This is a genomic window from Pseudomonas sp. MF4836 (genome assembly GCF_002018875.1).
Classification (GTDB): domain Bacteria; phylum Pseudomonadota; class Gammaproteobacteria; order Pseudomonadales; family Pseudomonadaceae; genus Aquipseudomonas.
On the sequence record NZ_MVOL01000005.1, the window covers coordinates 382,059 to 403,198 of the forward strand.

General features: G+C 59.8%; 20 protein-coding genes, 4 tRNA genes and 1 riboswitch. Of the genes, 7 read left to right on the forward strand and 17 right to left on the reverse strand.

The window, feature by feature from the left end; genetic code table 11:
• Positions 1 to 75: 75 nt before the first annotated feature.
• Positions 76 to 768 carry a sensor histidine kinase gene (locus MF4836_RS14425; RefSeq protein WP_078470840.1) on the reverse strand — a complete coding sequence of 231 codons (693 nt, stop codon included), beginning with the start codon at positions 766 to 768 and terminating at the stop codon, positions 76 to 78.
• On the reverse strand, positions 765 to 2,369 hold the full coding sequence (locus MF4836_RS14430) for a tetratricopeptide repeat-containing response regulator (RefSeq protein WP_078470841.1): 1,605 nt from the start codon (positions 2,367 to 2,369) through the stop codon (positions 765 to 767). The genes MF4836_RS14425 and MF4836_RS14430 overlap by 4 nt, the downstream gene beginning before the upstream one ends.
• Positions 2,370 to 2,738: 369 nt before the next feature.
• Here MF4836_RS14430 and MF4836_RS14435 point away from each other — a divergent pair, with 369 nt between their 5' ends.
• The 3 genes from MF4836_RS14435 to MF4836_RS14445 all read left to right on the forward strand — a co-directional run bounded on the left by MF4836_RS14435 (position 2,739) and on the right by MF4836_RS14445 (position 4,304).
• Positions 2,739 to 3,104: a hypothetical protein gene (locus MF4836_RS14435; protein WP_078470842.1), complete on the forward strand. Its 366-nt coding sequence runs from the start codon at positions 2,739 to 2,741 to the stop codon at positions 3,102 to 3,104.
• Positions 3,105 to 3,113: 9 nt separating this feature from the next.
• Positions 3,114 to 3,506, forward strand: a complete 393-nt coding sequence (locus tag MF4836_RS14440; protein WP_078470843.1) for a hypothetical protein — start codon at positions 3,114 to 3,116, stop codon at positions 3,504 to 3,506.
• 63 nt (positions 3,507 to 3,569) lie between these two features.
• Positions 3,570 to 4,304, forward strand: a complete 735-nt coding sequence (locus MF4836_RS14445) for a hypothetical protein (RefSeq protein ID WP_078470844.1) — start codon at positions 3,570 to 3,572, stop codon at positions 4,302 to 4,304.
• Between the two features lie 255 nt (positions 4,305 to 4,559).
• Here the strand turns inward: MF4836_RS14445 and MF4836_RS14450 are convergent.
• Positions 4,560 to 4,636 (reverse strand) — tRNA-Arg (locus MF4836_RS14450).
• 294 nt (positions 4,637 to 4,930) lie between these two features.
• Here MF4836_RS14450 and MF4836_RS14455 point away from each other — a divergent pair.
• Positions 4,931 to 5,170: a hypothetical protein gene (locus tag MF4836_RS14455; RefSeq protein ID WP_078470845.1), complete on the forward strand. Its 240-nt coding sequence runs from the start codon at positions 4,931 to 4,933 to the stop codon at positions 5,168 to 5,170.
• A gap of 23 nt (positions 5,171 to 5,193) precedes the next feature.
• Positions 5,194 to 5,373: a PA3371 family protein gene (locus MF4836_RS14460; RefSeq protein WP_078470846.1), complete on the forward strand. Its 180-nt coding sequence runs from the start codon at positions 5,194 to 5,196 to the stop codon at positions 5,371 to 5,373.
• On the opposite strand, the gene phnN is transcribed toward MF4836_RS14460, so the two are convergent.
• A complete protein-coding gene (phnN, locus tag MF4836_RS14465; RefSeq protein WP_078470847.1) occupies positions 5,348 to 5,929 on the reverse strand; it encodes a phosphonate metabolism protein/1,5-bisphosphokinase (PRPP-forming) PhnN in 582 nt (193 codons plus the stop codon). The genes MF4836_RS14460 and phnN overlap by 26 nt on opposite strands.
• 381 nt (positions 5,930 to 6,310) lie before the next feature.
• Here phnN and MF4836_RS14470 point away from each other — a divergent pair, with 381 nt between their 5' ends.
• A complete protein-coding gene (locus MF4836_RS14470; protein ID WP_003178899.1) occupies positions 6,311 to 6,637 on the forward strand; it encodes an Arc family DNA-binding protein in 327 nt (108 codons plus the stop codon).
• 154 nt (positions 6,638 to 6,791) lie between these two features.
• Here MF4836_RS14470 and mgtE read toward each other — a convergent pair whose 3' ends face one another.
• From mgtE to ltaE, 8 genes are all read right to left on the reverse strand, one after another.
• Positions 6,792 to 8,234 carry a magnesium transporter gene (gene mgtE, locus MF4836_RS14475; protein ID WP_078470848.1) on the reverse strand — a complete coding sequence of 481 codons (1,443 nt, stop codon included), beginning with the start codon at positions 8,232 to 8,234 and terminating at the stop codon, positions 6,792 to 6,794.
• Between the two features lie 440 nt (positions 8,235 to 8,674).
• Positions 8,675 to 8,751: transfer RNA gene (locus MF4836_RS14480), tRNA-Arg, on the reverse strand.
• A 72-nt stretch (positions 8,752 to 8,823) separates the two neighbouring features.
• Positions 8,824 to 8,900 (reverse strand) — tRNA-Arg (locus MF4836_RS14485).
• A gap of 108 nt (positions 8,901 to 9,008) precedes the next feature.
• A tRNA-Ser gene (locus MF4836_RS14490) sits at positions 9,009 to 9,099 on the reverse strand.
• Positions 9,100 to 9,161: 62 nt separating this feature from the next.
• On the reverse strand, positions 9,162 to 9,350 hold the full coding sequence (gene csrA / locus MF4836_RS14495) for a carbon storage regulator CsrA (RefSeq protein WP_002554426.1): 189 nt from the start codon (positions 9,348 to 9,350) through the stop codon (positions 9,162 to 9,164).
• 187 nt (positions 9,351 to 9,537) lie between these two features.
• A complete protein-coding gene (locus tag MF4836_RS14500; protein ID WP_020295672.1) occupies positions 9,538 to 10,779 on the reverse strand; it encodes an aspartate kinase in 1,242 nt (413 codons plus the stop codon).
• Positions 10,780 to 10,876: 97 nt separating this feature from the next.
• On the reverse strand, positions 10,877 to 13,495 hold the full coding sequence (gene alaS / locus MF4836_RS14505) for an alanine--tRNA ligase (protein WP_078470849.1): 2,619 nt from the start codon (positions 13,493 to 13,495) through the stop codon (positions 10,877 to 10,879).
• A gap of 146 nt (positions 13,496 to 13,641) precedes the next feature.
• On the reverse strand, positions 13,642 to 14,646 hold the full coding sequence (gene ltaE, locus MF4836_RS14510; RefSeq protein WP_078470850.1) for a low-specificity L-threonine aldolase: 1,005 nt from the start codon (positions 14,644 to 14,646) through the stop codon (positions 13,642 to 13,644).
• A 213-nt stretch (positions 14,647 to 14,859) separates the two neighbouring features.
• A riboswitch (FMN riboswitch) is annotated at positions 14,860 to 15,031 on the forward strand.
• 120 nt (positions 15,032 to 15,151) lie between these two features.
• Between ltaE and MF4836_RS14515 the strand changes: the two genes are divergently transcribed.
• Entirely contained in the window at positions 15,152 to 15,661 is a 510-nt protein-coding gene (locus MF4836_RS14515) for a 6,7-dimethyl-8-ribityllumazine synthase (RefSeq protein ID WP_078470851.1), read from the forward strand.
• Positions 15,662 to 15,803: 142 nt separating this feature from the next.
• Here the strand turns inward: MF4836_RS14515 and astE are convergent, their stop codons facing one another.
• From astE to astA, 5 genes are all read right to left on the reverse strand, one after another.
• Positions 15,804 to 16,814: a succinylglutamate desuccinylase gene (astE, locus tag MF4836_RS14520; RefSeq protein ID WP_078470852.1), complete on the reverse strand. Its 1,011-nt coding sequence runs from the start codon at positions 16,812 to 16,814 to the stop codon at positions 15,804 to 15,806.
• A gap of 12 nt (positions 16,815 to 16,826) precedes the next feature.
• Positions 16,827 to 17,117, reverse strand: a complete 291-nt coding sequence (locus MF4836_RS14525) for a hypothetical protein (protein ID WP_020295677.1) — start codon at positions 17,115 to 17,117, stop codon at positions 16,827 to 16,829.
• Between the two features lie 63 nt (positions 17,118 to 17,180).
• Positions 17,181 to 18,527, reverse strand: coding sequence for an N-succinylarginine dihydrolase (astB, locus tag MF4836_RS14530; RefSeq protein WP_078470853.1), 1,347 nt, complete (start codon positions 18,525 to 18,527; stop codon positions 17,181 to 17,183).
• A 99-nt stretch (positions 18,528 to 18,626) separates the two neighbouring features.
• Positions 18,627 to 20,093, reverse strand: coding sequence for a succinylglutamate-semialdehyde dehydrogenase (gene astD, locus MF4836_RS14535; RefSeq protein ID WP_078470854.1), 1,467 nt, complete (start codon positions 20,091 to 20,093; stop codon positions 18,627 to 18,629).
• Positions 20,093 to 21,118: an arginine N-succinyltransferase gene (gene astA, locus MF4836_RS14540; protein ID WP_020295680.1), complete on the reverse strand. Its 1,026-nt coding sequence runs from the start codon at positions 21,116 to 21,118 to the stop codon at positions 20,093 to 20,095. The genes astD and astA overlap by 1 nt, the downstream gene beginning before the upstream one ends.
• Positions 21,119 to 21,140 lie beyond the last annotated feature (22 nt).

Genomic DNA, 21,140 nt, shown 5'->3' on the forward strand with positions numbered 1-21,140 from the left:
AATATCAAGCAGCCGTGAGCAAAAAACCACAAAGCCCGGCACTCCTCACCCACGGCACCCGCTGCCGGCCGTCCATCAAGGCAGATAAAGACTGAACACACCGCCGCCCAAAGGCCCGCCGTTGCTGATCCGGGTACGACCACGGATGCCGTTGCGCTGATGCAACTCGGCAATCCTGCCGGCGAAGTACAGGCCCAGGCCGGTGCTGCCGCTGCTGTGGTTGATGCCCTGCACGTAATCGTCCTGGCGCTCGATCATCTGCGGCGGGTAGCCGTCGCCGTCATCATTGATGGTCAGCACCGTCTGCCCGGCTTCGTCATGCACGCTGATCAGCAGCGCATGACGTGCGTAGCGGATGGCATTGTTGATGCTGTTGGCCAGCACCGAGGCGATCAGCTCGCGGTCGAAAAAGCCCAGCGGGCTCAATGGATCAACGTCATAGCTCGCGGCAATGCCACGGCTCTTGAACACGTCCTGATGGCTGGCCAACTGGGCTTCGATAAAGTCATCCAGCTCGTGGTAGTCGGGCCGCAATGGCAACTGGTTGGCGCCGAGTTTGTACAGCCCCAGCAGCTGCACCAGCATGCCGTTGAGGTGGGCGAACTCGAAATCGATCACACCCTGCTCCGAGCTGTTGCGCTCAGGCTCGGGCAGGCGTGCCAGCCACTGGGCCTGGGCCTGCATCAGCAAGGTCAGGGAGTTTTTCATGTCGTGTACGGTGGAGGCGATCACCGTGGAAAAATCCAGCCCCTGTTCACTCTCGTTCATTCGCCAAACGCCTTGCTTCGCAGCTTCTGGTAACGGGGATAGCGCGGGTCGCTGTCGGGCATCAAGCCCACCATCTTCAAGCTCGCCCGGCACTCTTCGAGCAATGCCGGATCGGCGCTGGCATCGGCGCCGTGCAACAACGACTGCGCCATGTTCAGCGCGATACTGATGTTCTTCGGCTGCATCGCCAACGCCCGGCGGAACAGCTCGCGCGCCTCGCCCAGGGTGCCGGCCTTATAGCTGCGCACACCTTGGCGATTGAGATCGGCCGCAGCGTTGGAAGTATTGAGAATCGTCGGGTCGTCGGTGAGCTTGGCAATGCCCTGCATCACCTTCGGATCATCACCGTAGATCTCCGCGCAGTTTTTCAGCATCGATGCGCCGGCGCTCGCCTGGCCGAGCATCTGCAACTGCTTGGCCACCAGCAGCGCGGCCTCCGGACTCATGAACTGCTCCATGCCATCCAGCCGCAGCATGGCTTGCTCGGTAAGTTTTTCCGCGGTTTCCGCATCGTTGAGCAACAGGCTGGTGGCCTTCATCAGCCGTGCGCGAATCTGCAAGCCCGGGTCGGTGGGGTTTTCCTTGGCCACCGCACTCAGGGTGGTGTTGATTTCCAGTCGGGTCCGGGTATCCAGGCCTTTTTCGCTGCCCTTGCTGATCAGGGCGTGGGCCAGGCCGAGGTTGCTCTCCGGGTCCTTGAACCGCGACTGCGCACCTTGGGACACTGCCTGGCGATAGGCCTTGGAGGCGGTCTCGAAGTCTTCGTTGCCCATCGCCAGCTTGCCCAGTAACGCCTGGCGACGCACCGCCAGCGGCGACAGGCGCACCGCCTCTTCCAGCACATGCTGCGCGCGCTTGGCATCGCCTTCGACCACCAGCACGTCGGCCAGGCCGTCATAGAGCGCAGGCATCATCGGAAACTGCTTCAGGGCCTTCTCGTAGACATCCTTGGCCTGCCCCACCTGGCCACGCTTGAACAGCAAGCGGCCCAGGCCGACATAGGCCCAAGGCAGCGGACGGTCCGCCAGAATCGTGTTGTACAGACGCTCCAGCGCTTCGTTCTGATTCATATCGCGCAACGCATCGGCCCGATAACGCAGGCACAGCGGCGAATAACGCGGGTCCTGCTTGCACAAGGCAATGCAGGCATTGAGCACTTCCACCGGCTTGCCGCGATCCAGGGCCTCCAGGATCGGCTTCAGCAGATTCTTGCGCTGCTGCAGGCGCTCCAGGCGCTGGGCCAGGCCGGAACGGTTGAACGGCTTGGTCAGGTACGCGTCGGGCTCGTGCTCCAGGGCACTGAGAACCATGGCCTGGCTGCTCTCGGCAGTCACCATCAGGAACACGCTTTCGTGGCTGATCAGCTTGTCGGTCATCAAGTCTTCGAGCACTTGCTGGCCGTTCTTCTTGCCGTCACCCAGGTGGTAGTCCTGCAGGATGAAATCGTAGCGCTTCTGCGCACACATACGCAGGGCCTGCTCGCCGGTGTCCGCTGTGTCCACGTCCTTGACGCCCAGCTCACGCAACATCGAACGCACCGAACTGCGGAAATCGGAGAAATCATCGACGATCAAAAAGCTTTTTTGGTGGTACGCCAGCATCGAAGATTCCAGGCAATTAAGAAGATGAACCTATTGGCCACTGCAAGGACAAGCCCGGCCCATTTCGGCGCGCAGATAATAACGGGTAGCGATAAGCCATCAACCGCTTTTACGGTTTATCTGTGATTGCCCGCACATGCACAGAGCAGTTGCAGGCGCCGGCGCAGCCCGAGAAAACCACTGTCCAACCAGTTATCGGCCAGGAGCGCCGTTCCCTTATAGGGAGGCGGCAGGCAATACGCATTTTTTAGAGCCAAATCTGCAAGGTACAAACGTGCCCCCATCGGCCGAAGCCGGCGGTTGCACAAAGATGCTCGCCATCGGGCCAGGCTGCTGGTAAATAGTCGTCCCATTGCTCGGGAAGGACCCATGATGCGCGCCCTGATTTTTATCCTGTTGGCGCTGGCAGGCAGCAACGCCCTTGCCGGCTACGACCTGCACATTACCCGCAAGGCTTTCTGGGCCGATGAGACGGGCCCCGCCATCAGCGCTGCGGAGTGGACGGCCTACGTGGCTGCGGACGCTCAAGTGCAGCGAGATCCAGACAACAGCGAAAATGACTTTATCGTCCTGATCGGCGCAGAGCGCTTCCCCCTCTGGTTTGACCTGGAACGCGGGGAAGCCTACACAAAGAGCCCCTCAGACCAGGCCATCACCAAGCTGATCGACATCGCCCAGCGCCTCGACGCCCAAGTCCAGGGCGATGACGGCGAACCCTATCCACCCCACGATTAAGACGCCCCGATGTCAGCCGAGCAATCCATACCCCTTTCCGAATACCTGGTATTCCTGTCCTACCTTTCTGCCCCGGCGCTGCTATTGGGGTGGTTATTGCAGACCTTTTTATTCGCCAACCGCCACGCGCTTGCCTGGAGGTCGGCCCACCGAGTACTTATCGGCTACGCACTGACCCTGATAATCAGCCTGCCCCTGACCCTGTTGCTGACATTGCTCGGCGGAGCCCTGGAGCCCGCCTGCTGCAAACGCCTGCTCAGCGCACTGCTGGCTCCAACCGGCTTCGGCCCACTGGTTTTGACTCCAGCCAGCTTGGTGGTGGTTGCGCTAGTAACCCCGCTCACCACCCGGTGTGCGTTATTAGGGCACAAAGCCGTCAACCGGCCCGCCACCGACTACTGAGCCTATCGATCCCCCGCTGATAGACATGAGCGGGCACACTCAAAGACATCGACAAATCTTTAAATGAACTTCGATCACATTCTATTTATTGCAAGCACCGACTGCTTTGGCGAGAAACTGTTCGCCGAACGATCCACCGCGGACTTGGTAGAGATAAAGAGAATCACCCGAGAACAAACCCTGACGCTAAAGGGCGACAACTCGGACTACTACTATGACTCGGACTTTTCACAAGAAAGAATAAACAAGACAAAAAACGCCTTACTTCAACGACTGTCGGCACTCAATAATGGTCACTCCATACTGGGTAAATTCAGCGAACTCGAGTCAATCAGCAACAAGCAGATTTCAACCAAACGCCTCCATCCGCTCAGGCTTATAAAGGACATCTGTTCACAACTGTACTGGCTGAACACCAACGACTTCCAGGTTGAAATCTGCGACGCGCTGCTTGAAGCGGCCATCCAGGCCCAGAGCCTGGGCTTGCCTCTGGACGTGGAAACCTATCCAGGCTGGGATGAAGTCGATGCTGCGTGGGAACAAGCCTCGTCCGATTGGGATTGCTACATAAAGAGCATCATGCGTGACGTGCCTGACGGGCTGTGTGCAGTATTTAATGACCTGTATAACTCCCCCTTGTCTTTGCGCCATTTCTATAGCTGGGAAAAAGGGTTACCAAGAGTGCAGTTCTTGACGTTAATGCGGGCCATTGAAGATGAAGCGTTTATGCAAATGAACGAGACCAACCCGGATTACGCATTGCTGGTGAGGGCCGCCATGCAGCAGTTTCATGAGTAACTCTTTTATATCGTCACAAGTACTTATAAAAGACAGATCTTGTTGTTCACAACCAGTGCTGAGGGACTTAACAGCAGATCTCACGCCAAGACTTCCGATTGAAGGTTGACACTTGCGGTCTCATGAGTCAGCGCGAACTGCTATAGCCCTTCATGAAAAAGCCCCGCCCGATCAATGCCCGGTGGGGCTTTTTTGGCCCACTGTCATCCTGTTGCCCTATGGCTGCACAGGAAAATGACTGGAGGTCTTTCAATGTGGTGTCCCAGGCGGGGTTCGAACCTGCAACCTTCCCCTTAGGAGGGGGATGCTCTATCCAATTGAGCTACTGAGACATATCGTCGACCGCCGAAAAGTGGGCGGTGCGGGGAACGGCGTGCATGTTAACGGCCAAGCCTGACTTTGTCATGCAATCCGTAGGGCTTTTTGCATGATCTAGGCCCTGGAGCTCAGGCCGCTCCCAGGCGTCGTGCAATTTGCATTGCCGCAAAAGGCCATCATTGCAAAATGCAATTAACCGACTTCTCGAAAACATTACAACTAATTGATTTTAAAGTGTTTTTTAAGATAATGCGGTTGGCACGCGCACTGCTTTATAACCTCTATAAAGAACCGCGGAGACAACGCACATGAACAGCGCCCTTTTCCTTTTGAATGCGATCGCCATTGCCGTATTGCTGGCGTTTCACTTTCAACCCGATAACAACGCTGAACCTGTCGCCTACTCCAGCGCTCACTACATCCAGCAGCAAACGCCACAACTGGCCGTGATGAACAGCCAGGCGCAGACAGCTATTGCCACTCAGGTTGCAACCGAGCAAAAAGCCGACGCGCCCGTTGGGCCACGTACCCAGAGCTGGGTATTTTAAGCCCGTTACTCCAGGAGCACTTTATGTCCACATTTGCCAAGGGCCTTCTTATCCTGGCCATCCTCAGCGGCGCGCTAAGCCTTTTACTGCCTGAGAGCAGCTTCAGCAGCCTGCCGCAGATTGCCTGTGGCACCTTCTGCGGTTTATTTGTGCTGGCCCTGGTTATAGGGCGCAGGATCAAGTTTGATCCTGTGCTGCGCTGATCCCCTGCTGCTGCAGCAACCGCAACAAATGCATGACGGTCACGGACAATTCGCCCGAGTTGTCCAGATGCACGATGTTCTGATCGTCGCCCCAGCCCTCATCGGCAAACACAGCGTTGCGCTGCATCCGGCGCTCGATCTCCTCTCCGCTCTCACGCCCGCGGCGAATCAAGCGGCGGCGCAGCACTTCGTTGGTGACCGTCAATAAAATCGGAATCAGCTCTGGGTACCGCTCACGCGCCTGCTGCAGATGCCCCCTTGAACCATTGACCAGTACATGTCGACCAGCGGCCAGCCACGCGTCGATCTGCACAGGAATGCCATAGCCAAGGCCGTTGGCCCGCCAGCACAAGGCAAACTCCCCGCGCTGCACCGCCTTTTCAAACTCCTGCGCAGAAACCTCAAGGGCTTGCTCTCCCACCGACTCAGCCGAACGGGTAATGACACGCTGCGCGACCTCACAGCCGATTTCATGCAACGCCTCGCGGGCTGCAGCGATCAGGCTGTCCTTGCCCGCGCCCGACGGCCCCAACAGGTAAATCAGTTTGCCCGGCATTCAATATCACTCTGCCATATATCGCTAGTAAATCGGCCATTTGCCACTATCCTGTACAAGGTAGGGGCAGCAGCAACCGATACCCCTAGCATGCACGTTTAAGAAGGCTTAAACAGCTTCTGACGAGCGGCAGGATAGATGGAGTGACCGGGCCAGAGCGATCTTTTCAAACCAGTCCGCATTTCTGATAATTGGTGCTGGCATAACGCCTTTATCCGGTTCAATATTTGTCACAGAATTGGCGCCAATGATCTGGCAATTTTGAGGCATGATTCGGGCCTCTTAAACAATTCAGGTTGAACATTTGGCTTTAAGGCTTGTCCTAAAGACATCCTGCGGCCAATTCCGAGAACCGCTCCCCTGAACTAACCGGTTAAATATATGCGCCCATTGAAACAGGCAATTTATTCCAGCCGTACGGCTGACAAGTTCGTCGTACGTCTACCCGACGGGATGCGTGAACGCATTGCCGAGGTGGCTCGCAATCATCACCGCAGCATGAACTCCGAAATCATCGCGCGCCTGGAACAGAGTCTTATTCAGGAAGGCGCTTTGGGTGAAGAGTTGAGCATGCGTCTGGACAGCCCCGAGCTGTCTTTGCATGAACGCGAACTGCTTCAACGTTTCCGTCAACTCTCCCACCGCCAGCAGAACGCTCTTGTTTCGCTGATTGCCCACGACGCCGAAATGGCTGCAGACGCTTCCTGATTCATCCCGTAAGTACTAGGCCAGCCTCGCGCTGGCTTTTTTTTGCACAAAATTTGGCTGCCGACGCCACGAAGCGCTCGGCCGGAGAGATAGAAGAAAGAGGGAGGCGCAACGAAAACGCACCGCCCGGCCAGAACCGGGAGGTGCGCAGGACTCAGAGCAGGAAGATGGTTGCCAGCCCGAGGAAGATAAAGAAACCACCACTGTCGGTCATCGCGGTGATCATGACGCTCGCACCCATCGCCGGGTCGCGACCCAGGCGCGCCAGAGTCATGGGGATCAGTACCCCCATCAGCGCAGCGAGCAACAGGTTAAGGGTCATCGCGGCAGTCATCACCACCCCCAGCGACCAACTGCCGTAAAGCAGGTATGCCACAACCCCGATAACGCCGCCCCAGACCAGACCGTTGATCAGGCCGACGGCCAGTTCCTTGCGCATCAAACGTGCGGTATTACCGGTACTGACCTGGTCGAGCGCCATGGCGCGCACGATCATGGTGATGGTCTGGTTGCCCGAGTTACCACCGATCCCGGCCACGATCGGCATCAGAGCCGCTAACGCCACCAGCTTTTCGATCGACCCCTCAAACAGCCCGATCACCCGCGATGCGACAAAGGCTGTGATCAGGTTGACCGCCAGCCACGCCCAACGGTTGCGCAGGGATTTCCACACCGAGGCGAAGATATCTTCCTCTTCCCGCAGACCGGCCATGTTCAGGACTTCGGTCTCGCTCTCCTCACGAATCAAGTCGACCATTTCATCGATGGTCAAACGGCCGATCAGCTTGCCGTTCTTGTCGACCACCGGGGCCGAAATCAAGTCGTAACGCTCAAAGGCCTGGGCCGCGTCATAGGCGTCCTCATCCGGGTGAAAGCTCACCGGATCGCTGGCCATCACTTCAGCAACCTGTTTGTCCGGATCATTGACCAGCAGCCGTTTGATCGGCAGCACGCCCTTGAGCACCCCGCCGTTATCGACCACGAACAATTTATCGGTGTGCCCCGGCAACTCCTTGAGACGACGCAGGTAACGCAAGACCACTTCCAGGCTGACGTCTTCGCGGATCGTCACCATCTCGAAGTCCATCAGCGCGCCGACCTGCTCCTCGTCATAGGACAGCGCGGAGCGAACACGCTCACGCTGCTGGCCATCGAGGGCTTCCATCAGCTCGTGGACGACGTCTCGCGGCAGCTCGGGGGCCAGGTCAGCAAGTTCGTCGGCGTCCATCTCCTTGGCAGCAGCCAGGAGCTCATGATCGTCCATGTCGGCGATCAGGGTTTCACGTACGGAGTCGGATACTTCGAGAAGAATGTCGCCGTCGCGTTCGGCCTTGACCAATTGCCAGACGGTCAGACGCTCTTCCAGCGGCAAGGCTTCAAGGATGTAGGCAACGTCGGCGGAGTGCAGATCATCGAGCTTGCGTTGCAACTCGACGAGGTTCTGCCGGTGAACCAGGTTTTCAACCCGATCCTGGTGATGACCTTCCTGGCGATGGGTCAGGTCTTCGACGACTCGCTGGCGGTGCAACAGCTCAACAACTTGAGCGAGGCGGTCCTGCAAGCTGTCTTGTGTTTTCTTTACTTCAACTTCGGTCATAGGCGAACTCCACTCCCAGCAGCGGGGCACGCCGGAAGGATCAATCAGTCAATTCATGATTGGAAAAGCGAGGTACTGAGTTACTACTGGGTAAGTCCATGGAGGTATTCCACAAGCCCCGGCGGGGCTGACGGGCGCAATCATACACCGCCTGGCGGCTTTAAACGTTAAAAATCATGGTCAGAACAAGCGCTTGCGAGACAAAGCTAAGCGCTGCCCGAATCTATGAAGCTGCGACGACTGCCCGAAAAAAGAAAACACACCACCGGCGAAAAAAGTCGCCGACAGCAGCAAACAAGGAGCAGAAATACAGGCCACACGCCAACTCAGACGCCAGAACACCCGCAGCGTTCAAGTCAGGCCCGAAGAAGAGAAAGAAAGAAAAAAGATAAATCGCAGAAAGCAAAAAGCCCGCATCAAGATGCGGGCTTTTTGGTGTTTGGTGCACTCGACAGGATTCGAACCTGTGACCGCTCGGTTCGTAGCCGAGTACTCTATCCAGCTGAGCTACGAGTGCAGATTGTGTTTTTAGACCAGATCACAACTGGTTGGAGCCAAGTTACTTGCATCACTGCAAACAACTCTTAAATGGTGCACTCGACAGGATTCGAACCTGTGACCGCTCGGTTCGTAGCCGAGTACTCTATCCAGCTGAGCTACGAGTGCATTTGTTGCCGCGCATTATAGGCCGTTCAATCTCTATGTAAAGCGATTTTTTCTAGTAATTTCAACAACTTACCGAAAAATCCAGATTGCAACGTACTAAGCAAATAATGGCGGAGAACGGGGGATTCGAACCCCCGACACCCTTTTGAGGTGTACTCCCTTAGCAGGGGAGCGCCTTCGGCCACTCGGCCAGCTCTCCGCAACACGGGGCGTATATTAACCAGCTTTATCCCCGTTTGCAAACATAAAAAACGATAAAAATTAATGGCTTGGTTCTTCGTCCTTCTCTTTCTTGATCCGCAGGTAAATTTCCTCACGATGCACAGCCACCTCTTTCGGGGCGTTGACACCAATACGCACTTGATTTCCTTTGACGCCGAGCACGGTCACAGTGATTTCGCCATCACCAATAATCAGGCTTTCTGCGCACCGACGAGTCAGAATCAGCATACCTTTCTCCTCACGCATTTCATTTCAGGGACAACAGTCTGCAAAAAAAAGGGTGTTGGCCTACAACCAGGACGGCTGCATTCCTACACGCCTAAGTATTGACCAGCGCCAGCAAAAGAACAGTTTTCACTCACGCCGGCCAAAAAAGACAAGGGGCGCGGCAAGGCCGCGCCCCTTGGGCAACGCATCACTCGCCCTGGCGGGCCGGTGCGTCCAGTTCGAAAGCCGTGTGCAGAGCGCGCACAGCCAGTTCCAGGTACTTCTCTTCGATCACTACGGACACCTTGATTTCCGAAGTCGAGATCATCTGGATGTTGATGCTTTCTTTAGCCAGCGATTCGAACATCCGGCTCGCCACGCCTGCGTGAGAGCGCATACCGACGCCGACGATCGACACCTTGGCAATCTTGGTGTCGCCGACCACTTCGCGGGCACCGATCTCGCGAGCGGTGTTTTCCAGCACGGTCTGCGCCGCCAGGTAGTCGTTGCGGTGCACGGTGAAGGTGAAGTCGGTGGTGTTATCGTGCGCAACGTTCTGCACGATCATGTCGACTTCAATGTTCGCGCCGCTGATCGGGCCGAGAATCTTGAAGGCCACACCGGGGGTGTCTGGCACGCCACGGATGGTCAGCTTGGCTTCATCGCGATTGAAAGCGATGCCGGAAATGATCGGCTGTTCCATGGATTCCTCTTCATCAATAGTAATGAGGGTGCCCGGACCCTCCTTGAAGCTGTGCAGTACGCGCAGCGGAACGTTGTACTTGCCGGCGAATTCAACCGCACGGATCTGCAACACCTTGGAACCGAGGCTGGCCATTTCCAGCATCTCTTCAAAGGTAATCTTGTCCAGTCGCTGCGCCACCGGCACTACCCGTGGATCGGTGGTGTAGACGCCATCGACATCGGTGTAGATCTGGCATTCATCGGCCTTCAAGGCCGCTGCCAGTGCCACGCCGGTAGTGTCGGAACCGCCACGTCCCAGGGTGGTGATGTTGCCGTGCTCGTCAACGCCCTGGAAGCCTGCCACCACAACCACACGGCCGGCCTTCAGGTCGCCGCGAATCTTCTGGTCGTCAATCTGCAGGATGCGCGCTTTATTGTGCGCGCTGTCGGTCAGGATCCGTACCTGGTTACCGGTGTACGAGACCGCCGGCACGCCGCGCTTGATCAGCGCCATGGCCAGCAAGGCGATTGTCACCTGCTCACCCGTGGAAACGATCACATCCAGCTCACGTGGAACCGGCTGGCCATCGCCACTGATTTGCTTGGCCAGATCGATCAGGCGGTTGGTTTCGCCGCTCATCGCAGACAGCACAACTACCAGGTCATCGCCGGCTTCGCGGAATTTCTTAACCTTGTCGGCGACCTGCTCGATTCTTTCGACAGAGCCGACCGAGGTGCCTCCAAATTTCTGTACGATCAAAGCCATTTCTAAGCCGCCTCAGCCCGTAAAGGGGCGCCTATTAATCAATCAAACTGCAAAGCGCAAAAGGCCCGCCACTAGACGGCGGGCCCGGCTCGGAGCCTTAAATACCCTGTTCGACAAAGGGTACGGTCAGGGCCAGCGCGCCATCCAGAGCTGCGGCGTCAACGCCACCGCCTTGCGCCATGTCCGGACGACCACCGCCCTTCCCGCCCACTGCCGCAGCGGCCTGTTTCATTAAATCACCGGCTTTGAGTTGGCCAGTCAGGTCCTTGGTTACGCCCGCAACCAGAACGACCTTTTCCTCATGGACACTGCCGAGCAGGATCACTGCGCGACCGAGTTTGTTTTTCAATTGATCGACCAGCGCCAACAGCGCCTTGCCGTCCTGGCCGTCGAGGCGCGCCGCCAGTACTTTCACACCTTTGACGTCCACAGCGCTGGCCGACAGATCGTCGCCAGCGGCGCTGGCAGCCTTGGCTTGCAGCTGCTCGAGTTGTTTCTCCAGCAGGCGATTGCGCTCCAGCACGGCCGACAGCTTGTCGATCAGATTGTCGCGGCTGCCCTTGACCAGGTTGGCCGCTTCCTTGAGTTGTTCTTCCGCAGCGTTCAGGTACGCCAGCGCCGCAGCGCCGGTGACCGCTTCGATACGGCGCACGCCAGAGGCCACGCCGCCTTCGCTGATGATCTTGAGCAGGCCGATGTCGCCGGTGCGATTGGCGTGAATACCGCCGCACAATTCGACGGAGAAATCGCCGCCCATGCTCAGCACGCGCACGTTATCGCCGTACTTCTCGCCAAACAGGGCCATGGCGCCTTTTTTCTTGGCGGTTTCGATGTCGGTTTCTTCGGTTTCCACCGCGGAGTTCTTGCGAATCTCGGTGTTGACGATGTCTTCCAGTGCCTTGAGCTGCTCGGGCTTGATCGCCTCGAAGTGGCTGAAGTCGAAACGCAGACGCTGGCTATCGACCAACGAGCCTTTCTGTTGCACGTGCTCGCCCAGCACCTGGCGCAGCGCAGCATGCAGCAAGTGTGTCGCGGAGTGATTCAGGGCCGTGGCGTGACGCACCTGGGCATCGACCTGGGCCTGCACCGGAGCACCGACCGTCAGGCTGCCCGACGCCAGCACGCCGTGATGCAGGAAGGCACCGCCGGTCTTGGTGGTATCGCGCACGTCGAAACGCGCCGCACCAGCCTGCAGGTAACCGCAGTCGCCGACCTGGCCGCCCGACTCGGCGTAGAACGGGGTCTGGTCCAGGACCACCACCGCCTCTTCTCCTTCGCTCAGGACGTCGACCGATTGGCCGTCTTTATAGAGAGCAACCACCTTGGCCGCGCCGCTGGTGGCGGTGTAGCCGGTGAACGCAGTGGCCACGTCAACCTTGACCAGGGTGTTGTAGTCCAGGCCGAACGAGCTGGCCGAACGCGCACGTACGCGCTGGGCTTCCATCTCGCGCTCAAAGCCCTCTTCGTCAACCGTCAGGCTGCGCTCACGGGCGATGTCGGCGGTCAGGTCCATCGGGAAACCGTAGGTGTCATACAGCTTGAACACCACGTCGCCCGGCACCACGGTGCCTTTGAGTTCCAGCAGATCCTGCTCGAGAATCTTCAGGCCGTGCTCCAGGGTCTTGGAGAACTGCTCTTCCTCGGCCTTGAGTACGCGCTCGATGTTGCTCTGCTGCTTCTTCAATTCAGGGAAGGCTTCGCCCATCTCGGCAACCAGTGCCGCGACAATCTTGTAGAAGAAGCTGCCGGTTGCACCCAGCTTGTTGCCGTGACGGCAGGCGCGACGAATGATCCGGCGCAGCACGTAGCCGCGACCTTCGTTGGACGGCAGCACGCCGTCGGCAATCAGGAAGCCGCACGAACGGATGTGGTCGGACACGACTTTCAGCGACGACTGATCGCCATTTTCGCAGCCGATGGCCTCGGCCGATGCGCTCAGCAGGTTCTTGAACAGGTCGATGTCATAGTTGGAATTGACGTGCTGCATCACCGCACTGATCCGCTCCAGGCCCATGCCGGTGTCGACCGAAGGGGCTGGCAACGGATGCAACACGCCATCGGCGGTGCGGTTGAACTGCATGAACACGTTGTTCCAGATCTCGATGTAACGGTCGCCGTCTTCTTCCGGCGAGCCGGGTGGGCCGCCCCAGATGTGGTCGCCGTGATCGTAGAAAATCTCGGTGCATGGGCCACACGGGCCGGTATCGCCCATGGTCCAGAAGTTATCGGACGCGTAAGGCGCGCCTTTGTTGTCGCCGATGCGAATCATGCGCTCGGCTGGCACACCGATTTGCTGGGTCCAGATGTCATACGCTTCGTCGTCCGAGGCGTAGACCGTGACCCAGAGTTTTTCCTTCGGCAGCTTCAGGACACCGGTCAGAAAGGTCCAGGCATAAGTAATCGCGTCGTGCTTGAAATAGTCACCGAAGCTGAAGTTACCCAGCATTTCGAAGAAAGTGTGGTGACGAGCGGTATAACCGACGTTTTCCAGGTCGCTGTTCTTGCCACCGGCACGCACGCACTTCTGGCTGCTGGTGGCGCGAGTGTAGGCTCGTTTTTCCTGGCCCAGAAAGCAGTCCTTGAACTGGTTCATCCCCGCGTTGGTGAACAGCAGGGTTGGGTCGTTGCCCGGAATCAAAGAGCTGGAGGCTACACGGGTGTGGCCTTGCTCTTCGAAGAAGCGAAGGAAGGCTTCACGGATTTCTGCGCTTTTCATTAGGTTCTTCCACGGAGGCTGCGGCCAAAGGCCTGTGCGAAACGTCAACAGACGAAGCGACGGCAAAGGGCCGCATTATATCGGCGTTAATCAGCAGGTACAGCGTGTTTGTACGATACAAACAGTCAATTGGACGGCTAACACTGTCAGTTGCGGGAAAACTCGGCAAAAGCATCGACGACTTGCTCGATTTGCGCCCGGCTGACGTCCAGATGCGTGACCATGCGCAAGCGTGACGCCGCGCCCAGCCTGATCCCGCGCTCGCCGGCAAAGGCCTTGAGGGCTTCGGCACGGTCACCGACCTGGGCGTACACCATGTTGGTCTGCACCGGCTCGACGCTATAGCCGGCCTCGCGCAGGCCGTCGGCCAGCAGGCGGGCGTTGGCATGGTCGTCGGCCAGGCGCTGCACCTGGTGCTCCAGGGCATAGAGGCCGGCCGCCGCGAGAATCCCCGCCTGGCGCATGCCGCCTCCGACCATCTTGCGCAGGCGGCGCGCCTTGGCAATCAGTTGCTCCGAGCCGCACAGCACCGAACCCACCGGTGCGCCCAGACCTTTGGACAGGCACACCGACACCGAGTCGAAGTGCCGAGTGATCTCCCGTGCATCGACCCCCAGTTTGACCGCCGCGTTGTACACGCGGGCGCCGTCCAGGTGCAGGGCCAGGCCGTGTTCACGAGTGAAAGCCCGCGCCTGGGCCAGATAGGCCAGGGGTAGCACCTTGCCCTGCATGGTGTTTTCCAGGGCCAGCAGGCGGCTGCGGGCAAAGTGGAAGTCGTCGGGCTTGATCGCGGCTGCCACCTGGGCCAGGTCCAGCGAGCCGTCGTCCTGGAATTCCAGGGGCTGTGGCTGGATCGAGCCGAGCACCGCCGCACCGCCCCCTTCATATTTGTAGGTGTGGGCCTGCTGGCCGACGATGTATTCGTCGCCACGCTCGCAATGGGCCATCAGCCCCAGCAGGTTGCTCATGGTGCCGCTGGGTACGAACAGCGCGGCGGCAAAACCCAGGCGCTGCGCCAGATCGGCCTCAAGCTGGTTGACCGTCGGATCCTCGCCGTACACATCATCCCCGGTCCTGGCACCGGCCATCGCCTCGAGCATGCCTGCGCTGGGCTGGGTGACCGTGTCGCTGCGAAGATCGATAACACTCATGGGGCGGGCCTCATCAATAGGACGGGTAAGTCGATGCCGGCAGTAAAGTCTGCGGCGAGCTGTTTTTCTACGGTCGACACCACGATTAATCAAGGGCCGCAGCCGAAAAACCCGCCTAACCCTGCAAAAAATCGATGCCTATCATCCAAAAGCAGCGATGCAGCAGCAAAAAATATGTGTTAAAAACTCACCGCCGCCGAATAATCCGGCGGCAAACGTTCTCAGGGCGGGGTGTAACTCCCCACCGGCGGTAATTGCGCGCAATGCGCATAGCCCGCGAGCGCTTGGCGACACTCACGGCTTTTACGGTGAGTGGCGGCAAGGTCAGCAGACCCGGTGTGATCCCGGGGCCGACGGTCATAGTCCGGATGAAGAGAGAACGGGATTGGCGCCAAAGGGCCAAACCGGAGCAGCCGTGTGAGTAATCACAGGTCTGCCTGGCACGTACCCTTAAATCCCATTCGATTCATAACGCCCTGTTTTTCACACAAACAGGAGTCAGAACATGCAACCCACCGCAATCGATAGCAAAAGCAAAAGCCACTCGAACGAGCGCGTCGCGTTTATCCAGGCCTGCTGGCACAAGGAAATCGTCGATCAGAGCCGTAAGGGTTTCGTCGCCGAAATGCTGGCCCAGGGTTACCAGGAAAGCGACATCGACTTCTTTGAAGTCGGCGGCGCCTTCGAAATCCCCCTGCACGCCAAGCTGCTGGCCAAATCCGGGCGTTATGCCGGGATCGTCGCCGCAGGCCTGGTGGTGGATGGCGGGATCTACCGTCACGAGTTCGTCGCCCAGTCGGTGATCAGCGGCCTGATGCAAGTGCAGCTGGAAACCGAAGTGCCGGTATTCTCCGTGGTGCTGACCCCGCACCACTTCCATGCCGGCGAAGAGCACCAGAAGTTCTTCTTCGACCACTTCGTGCACAAAGGCCAGGAAGCGGCGAAGACTTGCGCCGATACCCTGCACAAGACCCGCGCCCTGCGCCGTCATGAGCAACGTGCAGTAGCGGTCTGAAACACCGCAGAGAGATAGTCCTGACACCCCACGGTGTCAGTTAAGGACAGCGCAGCCTGTGGCAGGCTGCGCTGGCCGTCGTTGAAACCGAGATGACGCAAGCAGACCCCGAACGCGCCCCGAGCCTGCAGTAGCTACAGGGTCAGGCCAGCTCGGCGTCTGTAGTGGGAACGATCAGAATCCCGGCGCGCAAGCCGTTCTTGACCTTAGGGTTGGGGAAGATGATCCGGGCACCGGGTTCTTCGACCACCCAACGGGTCTGGGCGATGTCCTCGGCCAGCAGATAACCCACTTCCAGTTCCGAAAAATTCTCGATGTCCGCCGGCAGGTGCAGGTGGAAAGCGTCGCTGTGCTTGATGATTTCCCGGGCCACGCTGAACAGCTGCAAACCGTCCAGGCTCTGCTCGGCCAACGGCGGCTCGCGGCCTTCAATGATCTGCTTGAGGCGGGTTTCCAGGCGCTCGACGTTGACGCCCTGGTTCTGGCCGAAAGGCCGGGCCTTGCCCAGCTCCAGGGTGAAGGACTCGGCACCCAGCTTGTCGTAGGTGTAGGAGCTGAACACGATCGACGGCTTGTTCTGCAGCAGCACCGCTTGCATGCCAGCGGCACGCAAGCGGGCCAGTTCGGCGCGCGAGTGCTGGCGGCCTTCCTTCCACGGATAGAGGGCGAACTGCTCGATTTTCGAGCCGCGAATCGCGGTGTGCAGGTCGTAGTGCAGGCGACTGCGCTCGGGCAGGCTGAAAAAGCTCGCCGCCAGCCGCTCCAGTTCGCAGGCACGCAGGGCTTCGTTGCCGCTGCTTTGTTCATGACGGCCGTTGAACAGCCGATTGACGTCCTGCTCGATATAACGCTCGCCGCGGCGCATGGCCTCGGGGTTGCCGAACAGGAACAGAATACGTGCGCGAGGCTTGAGGTCACCCCGGGCGATGTCATGCAGCAACCGATCGAGCAACTCGATCGGCGCGGTCTCGTTACCGTGGATGCCGGCCGACAGCAGCAGGTCCATGCCATTGTCGCGAGCTTCGGGCGGCCGCACTTCCAGCGCGCCCTCGCTCAACCAGCGCATCCGCACGCCTTCGACAGTCAGTTGAGTCTTCTCCGCCGGTTCGCGACCGGCGAGGGTCAGTTCAAGCAGTTTGCCGAGGGCGAGCATAGAACGAGTTCCTTAGTGAGCGTGGCCGCAATCCGGGCCGTGCACGTGATCGTCTTCGTCACCGGCGTCGGCCGGTTCCATTTCCAGTTGCAGGCTGACCAGGTTGGTCGCCAGCGGGCGCAGCAGCAGGTTGGCGTATTCGGCATCACCTTCTTCAACGTCCACGCCGATCAGCAATTGGCCACGGCCGTCCTGCTGGATCCACAACTCTTTGCCTTGCCACATCACCGCAACACGGGTGCAGGAGGTTTCCAGTTGAGTGCCGTCGGTGTCTTCAAGGATCAGCTGCAGGGTATCGCTCATTTATTACGCTCTCATCTGGAGATAAAGCGGCGCGCCCGACTCAACAGAGACGGGCGCGGGCTTTCAATTGATCTGGAATGGATAAACCGCGCCCAGTTTAAGGATTTGCGTCAGTTCATCCAGTGCCGTCCGGCACTCAAGCAGCAATTGCGGATCCGCCAGATCGCTTTCTGCCAGGCGGTCGCGGTAGTGCTTGCCGACCCATTGGGTCAAGGTGTCGTACAACGGCGCGGTCATGATAACCCCTGGATTGACCGCCGCCAGCTCAGTTTCGTTGAGCGCGACCCGCAGTCGCAGGCACGCCGGGCCGCCGCCGTTCTGCATGCTTTGCTTGAGGTCGAAGACCTTCACTTCACGAATCATCCCGGCCGAAGATGTCAGGCCTTGCAGGTACTGCCAGACGCGTTCGTTGGCGCGGCATTCCTCGGGCACGATCAGCAGCATCGTGCCATCGGCACGGGACAGCAGCTGGCTGTTGAACAGGTAGGAGCGCACCGCGTCCTCCACCGTGACCTGGGAGCGCGGCACGCAGATCGACTGGAAGTTGCCGCCGAACTTGGCCAGCTTGCCCTGCAGCTCGGCGAGCATGGTGTCAGTGTCGAGGAAGGCATCTTCGTGGTGGAACAGCAGCTCGCCGTTACCGACCGCGATCACGTCGTTGTGGAACACACCCTGGTCGATCACCGACGGATTCTGCTGGGCGTAGACCACGCCATCGTCGCTCAGGCCGTGCAGACGAGCCACGGCTTGCGAGGCTTCCAGAGTCTGGCGTGCCGGGTACTTCTGCGGTGCCGGGTAGCGGGTGTCGAAGGCGCTGCGCCCGAACACAAAAAACTCGACCCCGGCCTGGCCGTACTCACGGCAGAAGCGCGTGTGGTTGGCCGCGCCTTCGTCGCCAAACTGCGCCACTGCCGGCAACGCCGAGTGGTGTGCGAAGTGCTTCTGGTCGGCGAACATTGCCCCCAGCACGCGGCTGGTGGTCGGGTGCTCGATGCTGCGGTGGTATTTGCAGTTGAGGTTGGCGGCGGTGAAATGCACGCGGCCATCGGCAGTGTCGGCGCTCGGGCTGACGGTGGCGGCGTTGGCCACCCACATGCTCGACGCCGAGCAACTGGCAACCAGCAGCGGCATGGCCTGCTTGGCGGCCTGCTGAATCACTTGCGCGTCGCTGCCGGCAAAACCCAGGCTGCGCAGGGCCGCTACATCCGGCCGCTCCTGCGGGGCCAGCACGCCTTGCTGAAAGCCCATTTCCATCAGCGCTTTCATTTTCGCCAGGCCTTGCAGCGCAGCTTCCTTGGGGTTGGAAGACTGCTGGCTGTTGCTCTGGGAGGCGACGTTGCCGTAGGAAAGACCACCGTAGTTATGGGTCGGCCCCACTAGACCGTCAAAATTGACTTCATAGGATTTCATCAGCGAGGCTCCACGAACATCGATATTTTTATAGGCGTTAAAAGCGGATCAACCTGTGGCCAGAGAGCGTGCTCCCCAGCCACAACAGCTCCCACACATTCAGGACAAGCGCACACCTGGGGTCAATGCGCTCGGCAGCACCAGGCTCGGGGTTTCCAGCGAGGCCACCGGGTACGCGCAGTAATCTGCCGCGTAGTAGGCGCTGGCCCGATGGTTGCCCGACGCGCCCACGCCACCGAAAGGTGCGCTGCTGGCGGCACCGGTCAGCTGTTTGTTCCAGTTGACGATGCCGGCCCGGCTTTCCAGCCAGAACTGCTGGTAGCGCGCCTCGGAATCCGAGAGCAGGCCCGCAGCCAGGCCGTATTGGGTGTTGTTGGCTTCAGCAATCGCACCGGCAAAATCCGCGTAGCGAATCACTTGCAGCAACGGCCCGAACAGCTCCTCGTCCGGTCGCTCGGCCACGGCCGTCACGTCGAGAATGCCCGGGGTCAGCAGTGCGGCCTGGGCCTGGGGCTGAGTCATGGCCAGCAGCGCCACCGCGCCATTGGCCAGCAGTTGCTCCTGGGCGTCGAGCAAGGCGCGGGCAGCCCCCAGGGAAATCACCGAGCCCATGAACGGCGCAGGCTGCTGATCGAATGCACCGACCTCGATGGTCGCGCTGACGGCCACCAGGCGTTCCAGCAACTGGTCGCCCCAGGCACCCTGCGGCACCAGCAGGCGGCGGGCGCAAGTGCAGCGCTGGCCAGCGGAGATGAATGCAGACTGGATGATGGTGTACACCGCCGCGTCCAGGTCCGCGACCTGATCCACCACCAGCGGGTTGTTGCCGCCCATCTCCAGCGCCAGGATCTTGTCCGGGCGCCCAGCGAACTGCTGATGCAGGTGATTGCCGGTACGGCTGGAGCCGGTGAAGAACAGCCCGTCGATACCCGGGTTGGCAGCCAGGGCGATGCCGGTTTCCCGCGCGCCCTGCAGCAGGTTCAACACACCGGCCGGCAGGCCGGCTTCGATCCAGCACTTGACCGTCAGCTCGGCGACTTTGGGCGTCAGCTCGCTGGGTTTGAACAGCACGCTGTTGCCCGCCAGCAAGGCCGGGACGATATGGCCATTGGGCAAGTGGCCCGGGAAGTTGTAAGGCCCGAACACCGCCACCACGCCGTGTGGCTTGTGGCGCAGCACGGCGGTGGCGTCGCCCAGGGGGCCGCTCTTCTCGCCGGTACGCTCACGGTAGCTCTGCACCGAGATGGCAATCTTGTTGACCATGCTGGTGACTTCGGTGGCCGACTCCCACAGCGGCTTGCCGGTCTCCTCGCCAATGCAGCGGGCCAGTTCGTCGGCGTGGTTTTTCAGGCTGGCGGCAAAGGCTTCCAGCACTGCGATACGCTCGTCCAGTGAGCGCTTGGCCCAGGCTGGAAATGCCTGGCGCGCGGCCTGGACAGCGGATTCAACCTGTTCGGCGGTGGCGCCGTTGCCGGTCCACAGCACCTGCTGCGTTACCGGGTTCAGGGATTGAAAAGCTTCGCCCTGCCCTGCCAGCCACTCACCAGCGATGTATTGCGCATTCATTACTTGGACTCCCGGGAAGCAGACAACGGAACCGCGCGGACCTGATCGCCGGCGTTGAGTTGCAGGCGTTTGGCGGTCAGGGGATCGACCACCAGGGTGCCGGCGGCAAAGCGCGCCGGAGCGGCCGTGATGCGGCAATCCTCGCGCTTGCGGTTGTGGATCAGGAACGGCGTGGCGTCATCGCCTGGAGTGCCGATCGCCAGCACCAGCGCCTGGCTGTCACGTACCGCGCGGATCTTGCTGGTTTCGCATTCCACCGCCGGACCGGCGTCGAAGATGTCGACGTAGCCCTGATAGCTGAAGCCTTCACTCTTGAGCATGGCCAGGGCCGGCTCGGTGTCGGTGTGCACCTTGCCGATCACGCTGCGCGCGTCTTCGGACAGGAAGCAGGTGTAGAGCGGGAACTTGGGCATCAGTTCGGCGATAAACGCCTTGTTGCCCACCCCGGTCAGGTAGTCGGCCTGGCTGAATTCCATCTTGAAGAAGTGCCGGCCCAGGCTTTCCCAGAATGGCGAGCGCCCGGCGGGGTCGGACATGCCGCGCATTTCGGCAATGATCTTGTTGCCGAACAGCTGCGGGAACTCGGCGATAAACAGCATCCGCGCCTTGGCCAGCATGCGGCCGTTGAGGCCGGTGCGGTAATCGGCGTGCAGGAACAGCGAGCACAGCTCGGAGTTGCCGGTCAGGTCGTTGGCCAGGAACAGCGTCGGAATCTCGCGGTAGATATTGAGTTCCTGGGAGGCGCTGACCGTCAGGCCGACCCGGAAGTTGTACCAGGGCTCACGCAGGCCGACCGCGCCGGCGATCGCAGAGATGCCCACCACCCGGCCGTTGTCGTCTTCGAGCACGAACAGGTAGTCGGCATCGCCGCGCTCGGCCTCGCCGCGAAAGGTTTTCTCGGCCCAGCCGACGCGGTGGGTCAGGCGCTCTTCGTTGGCCGGCAAAGTGGTCAGGCCGGTGCCGGTACTGCGCGCCAGGTCGATCAGCGCGGGTAAATCGCTGCTGCGTACGGGACGAACGATCATGCTATCTCCTCAAACGGGCCGC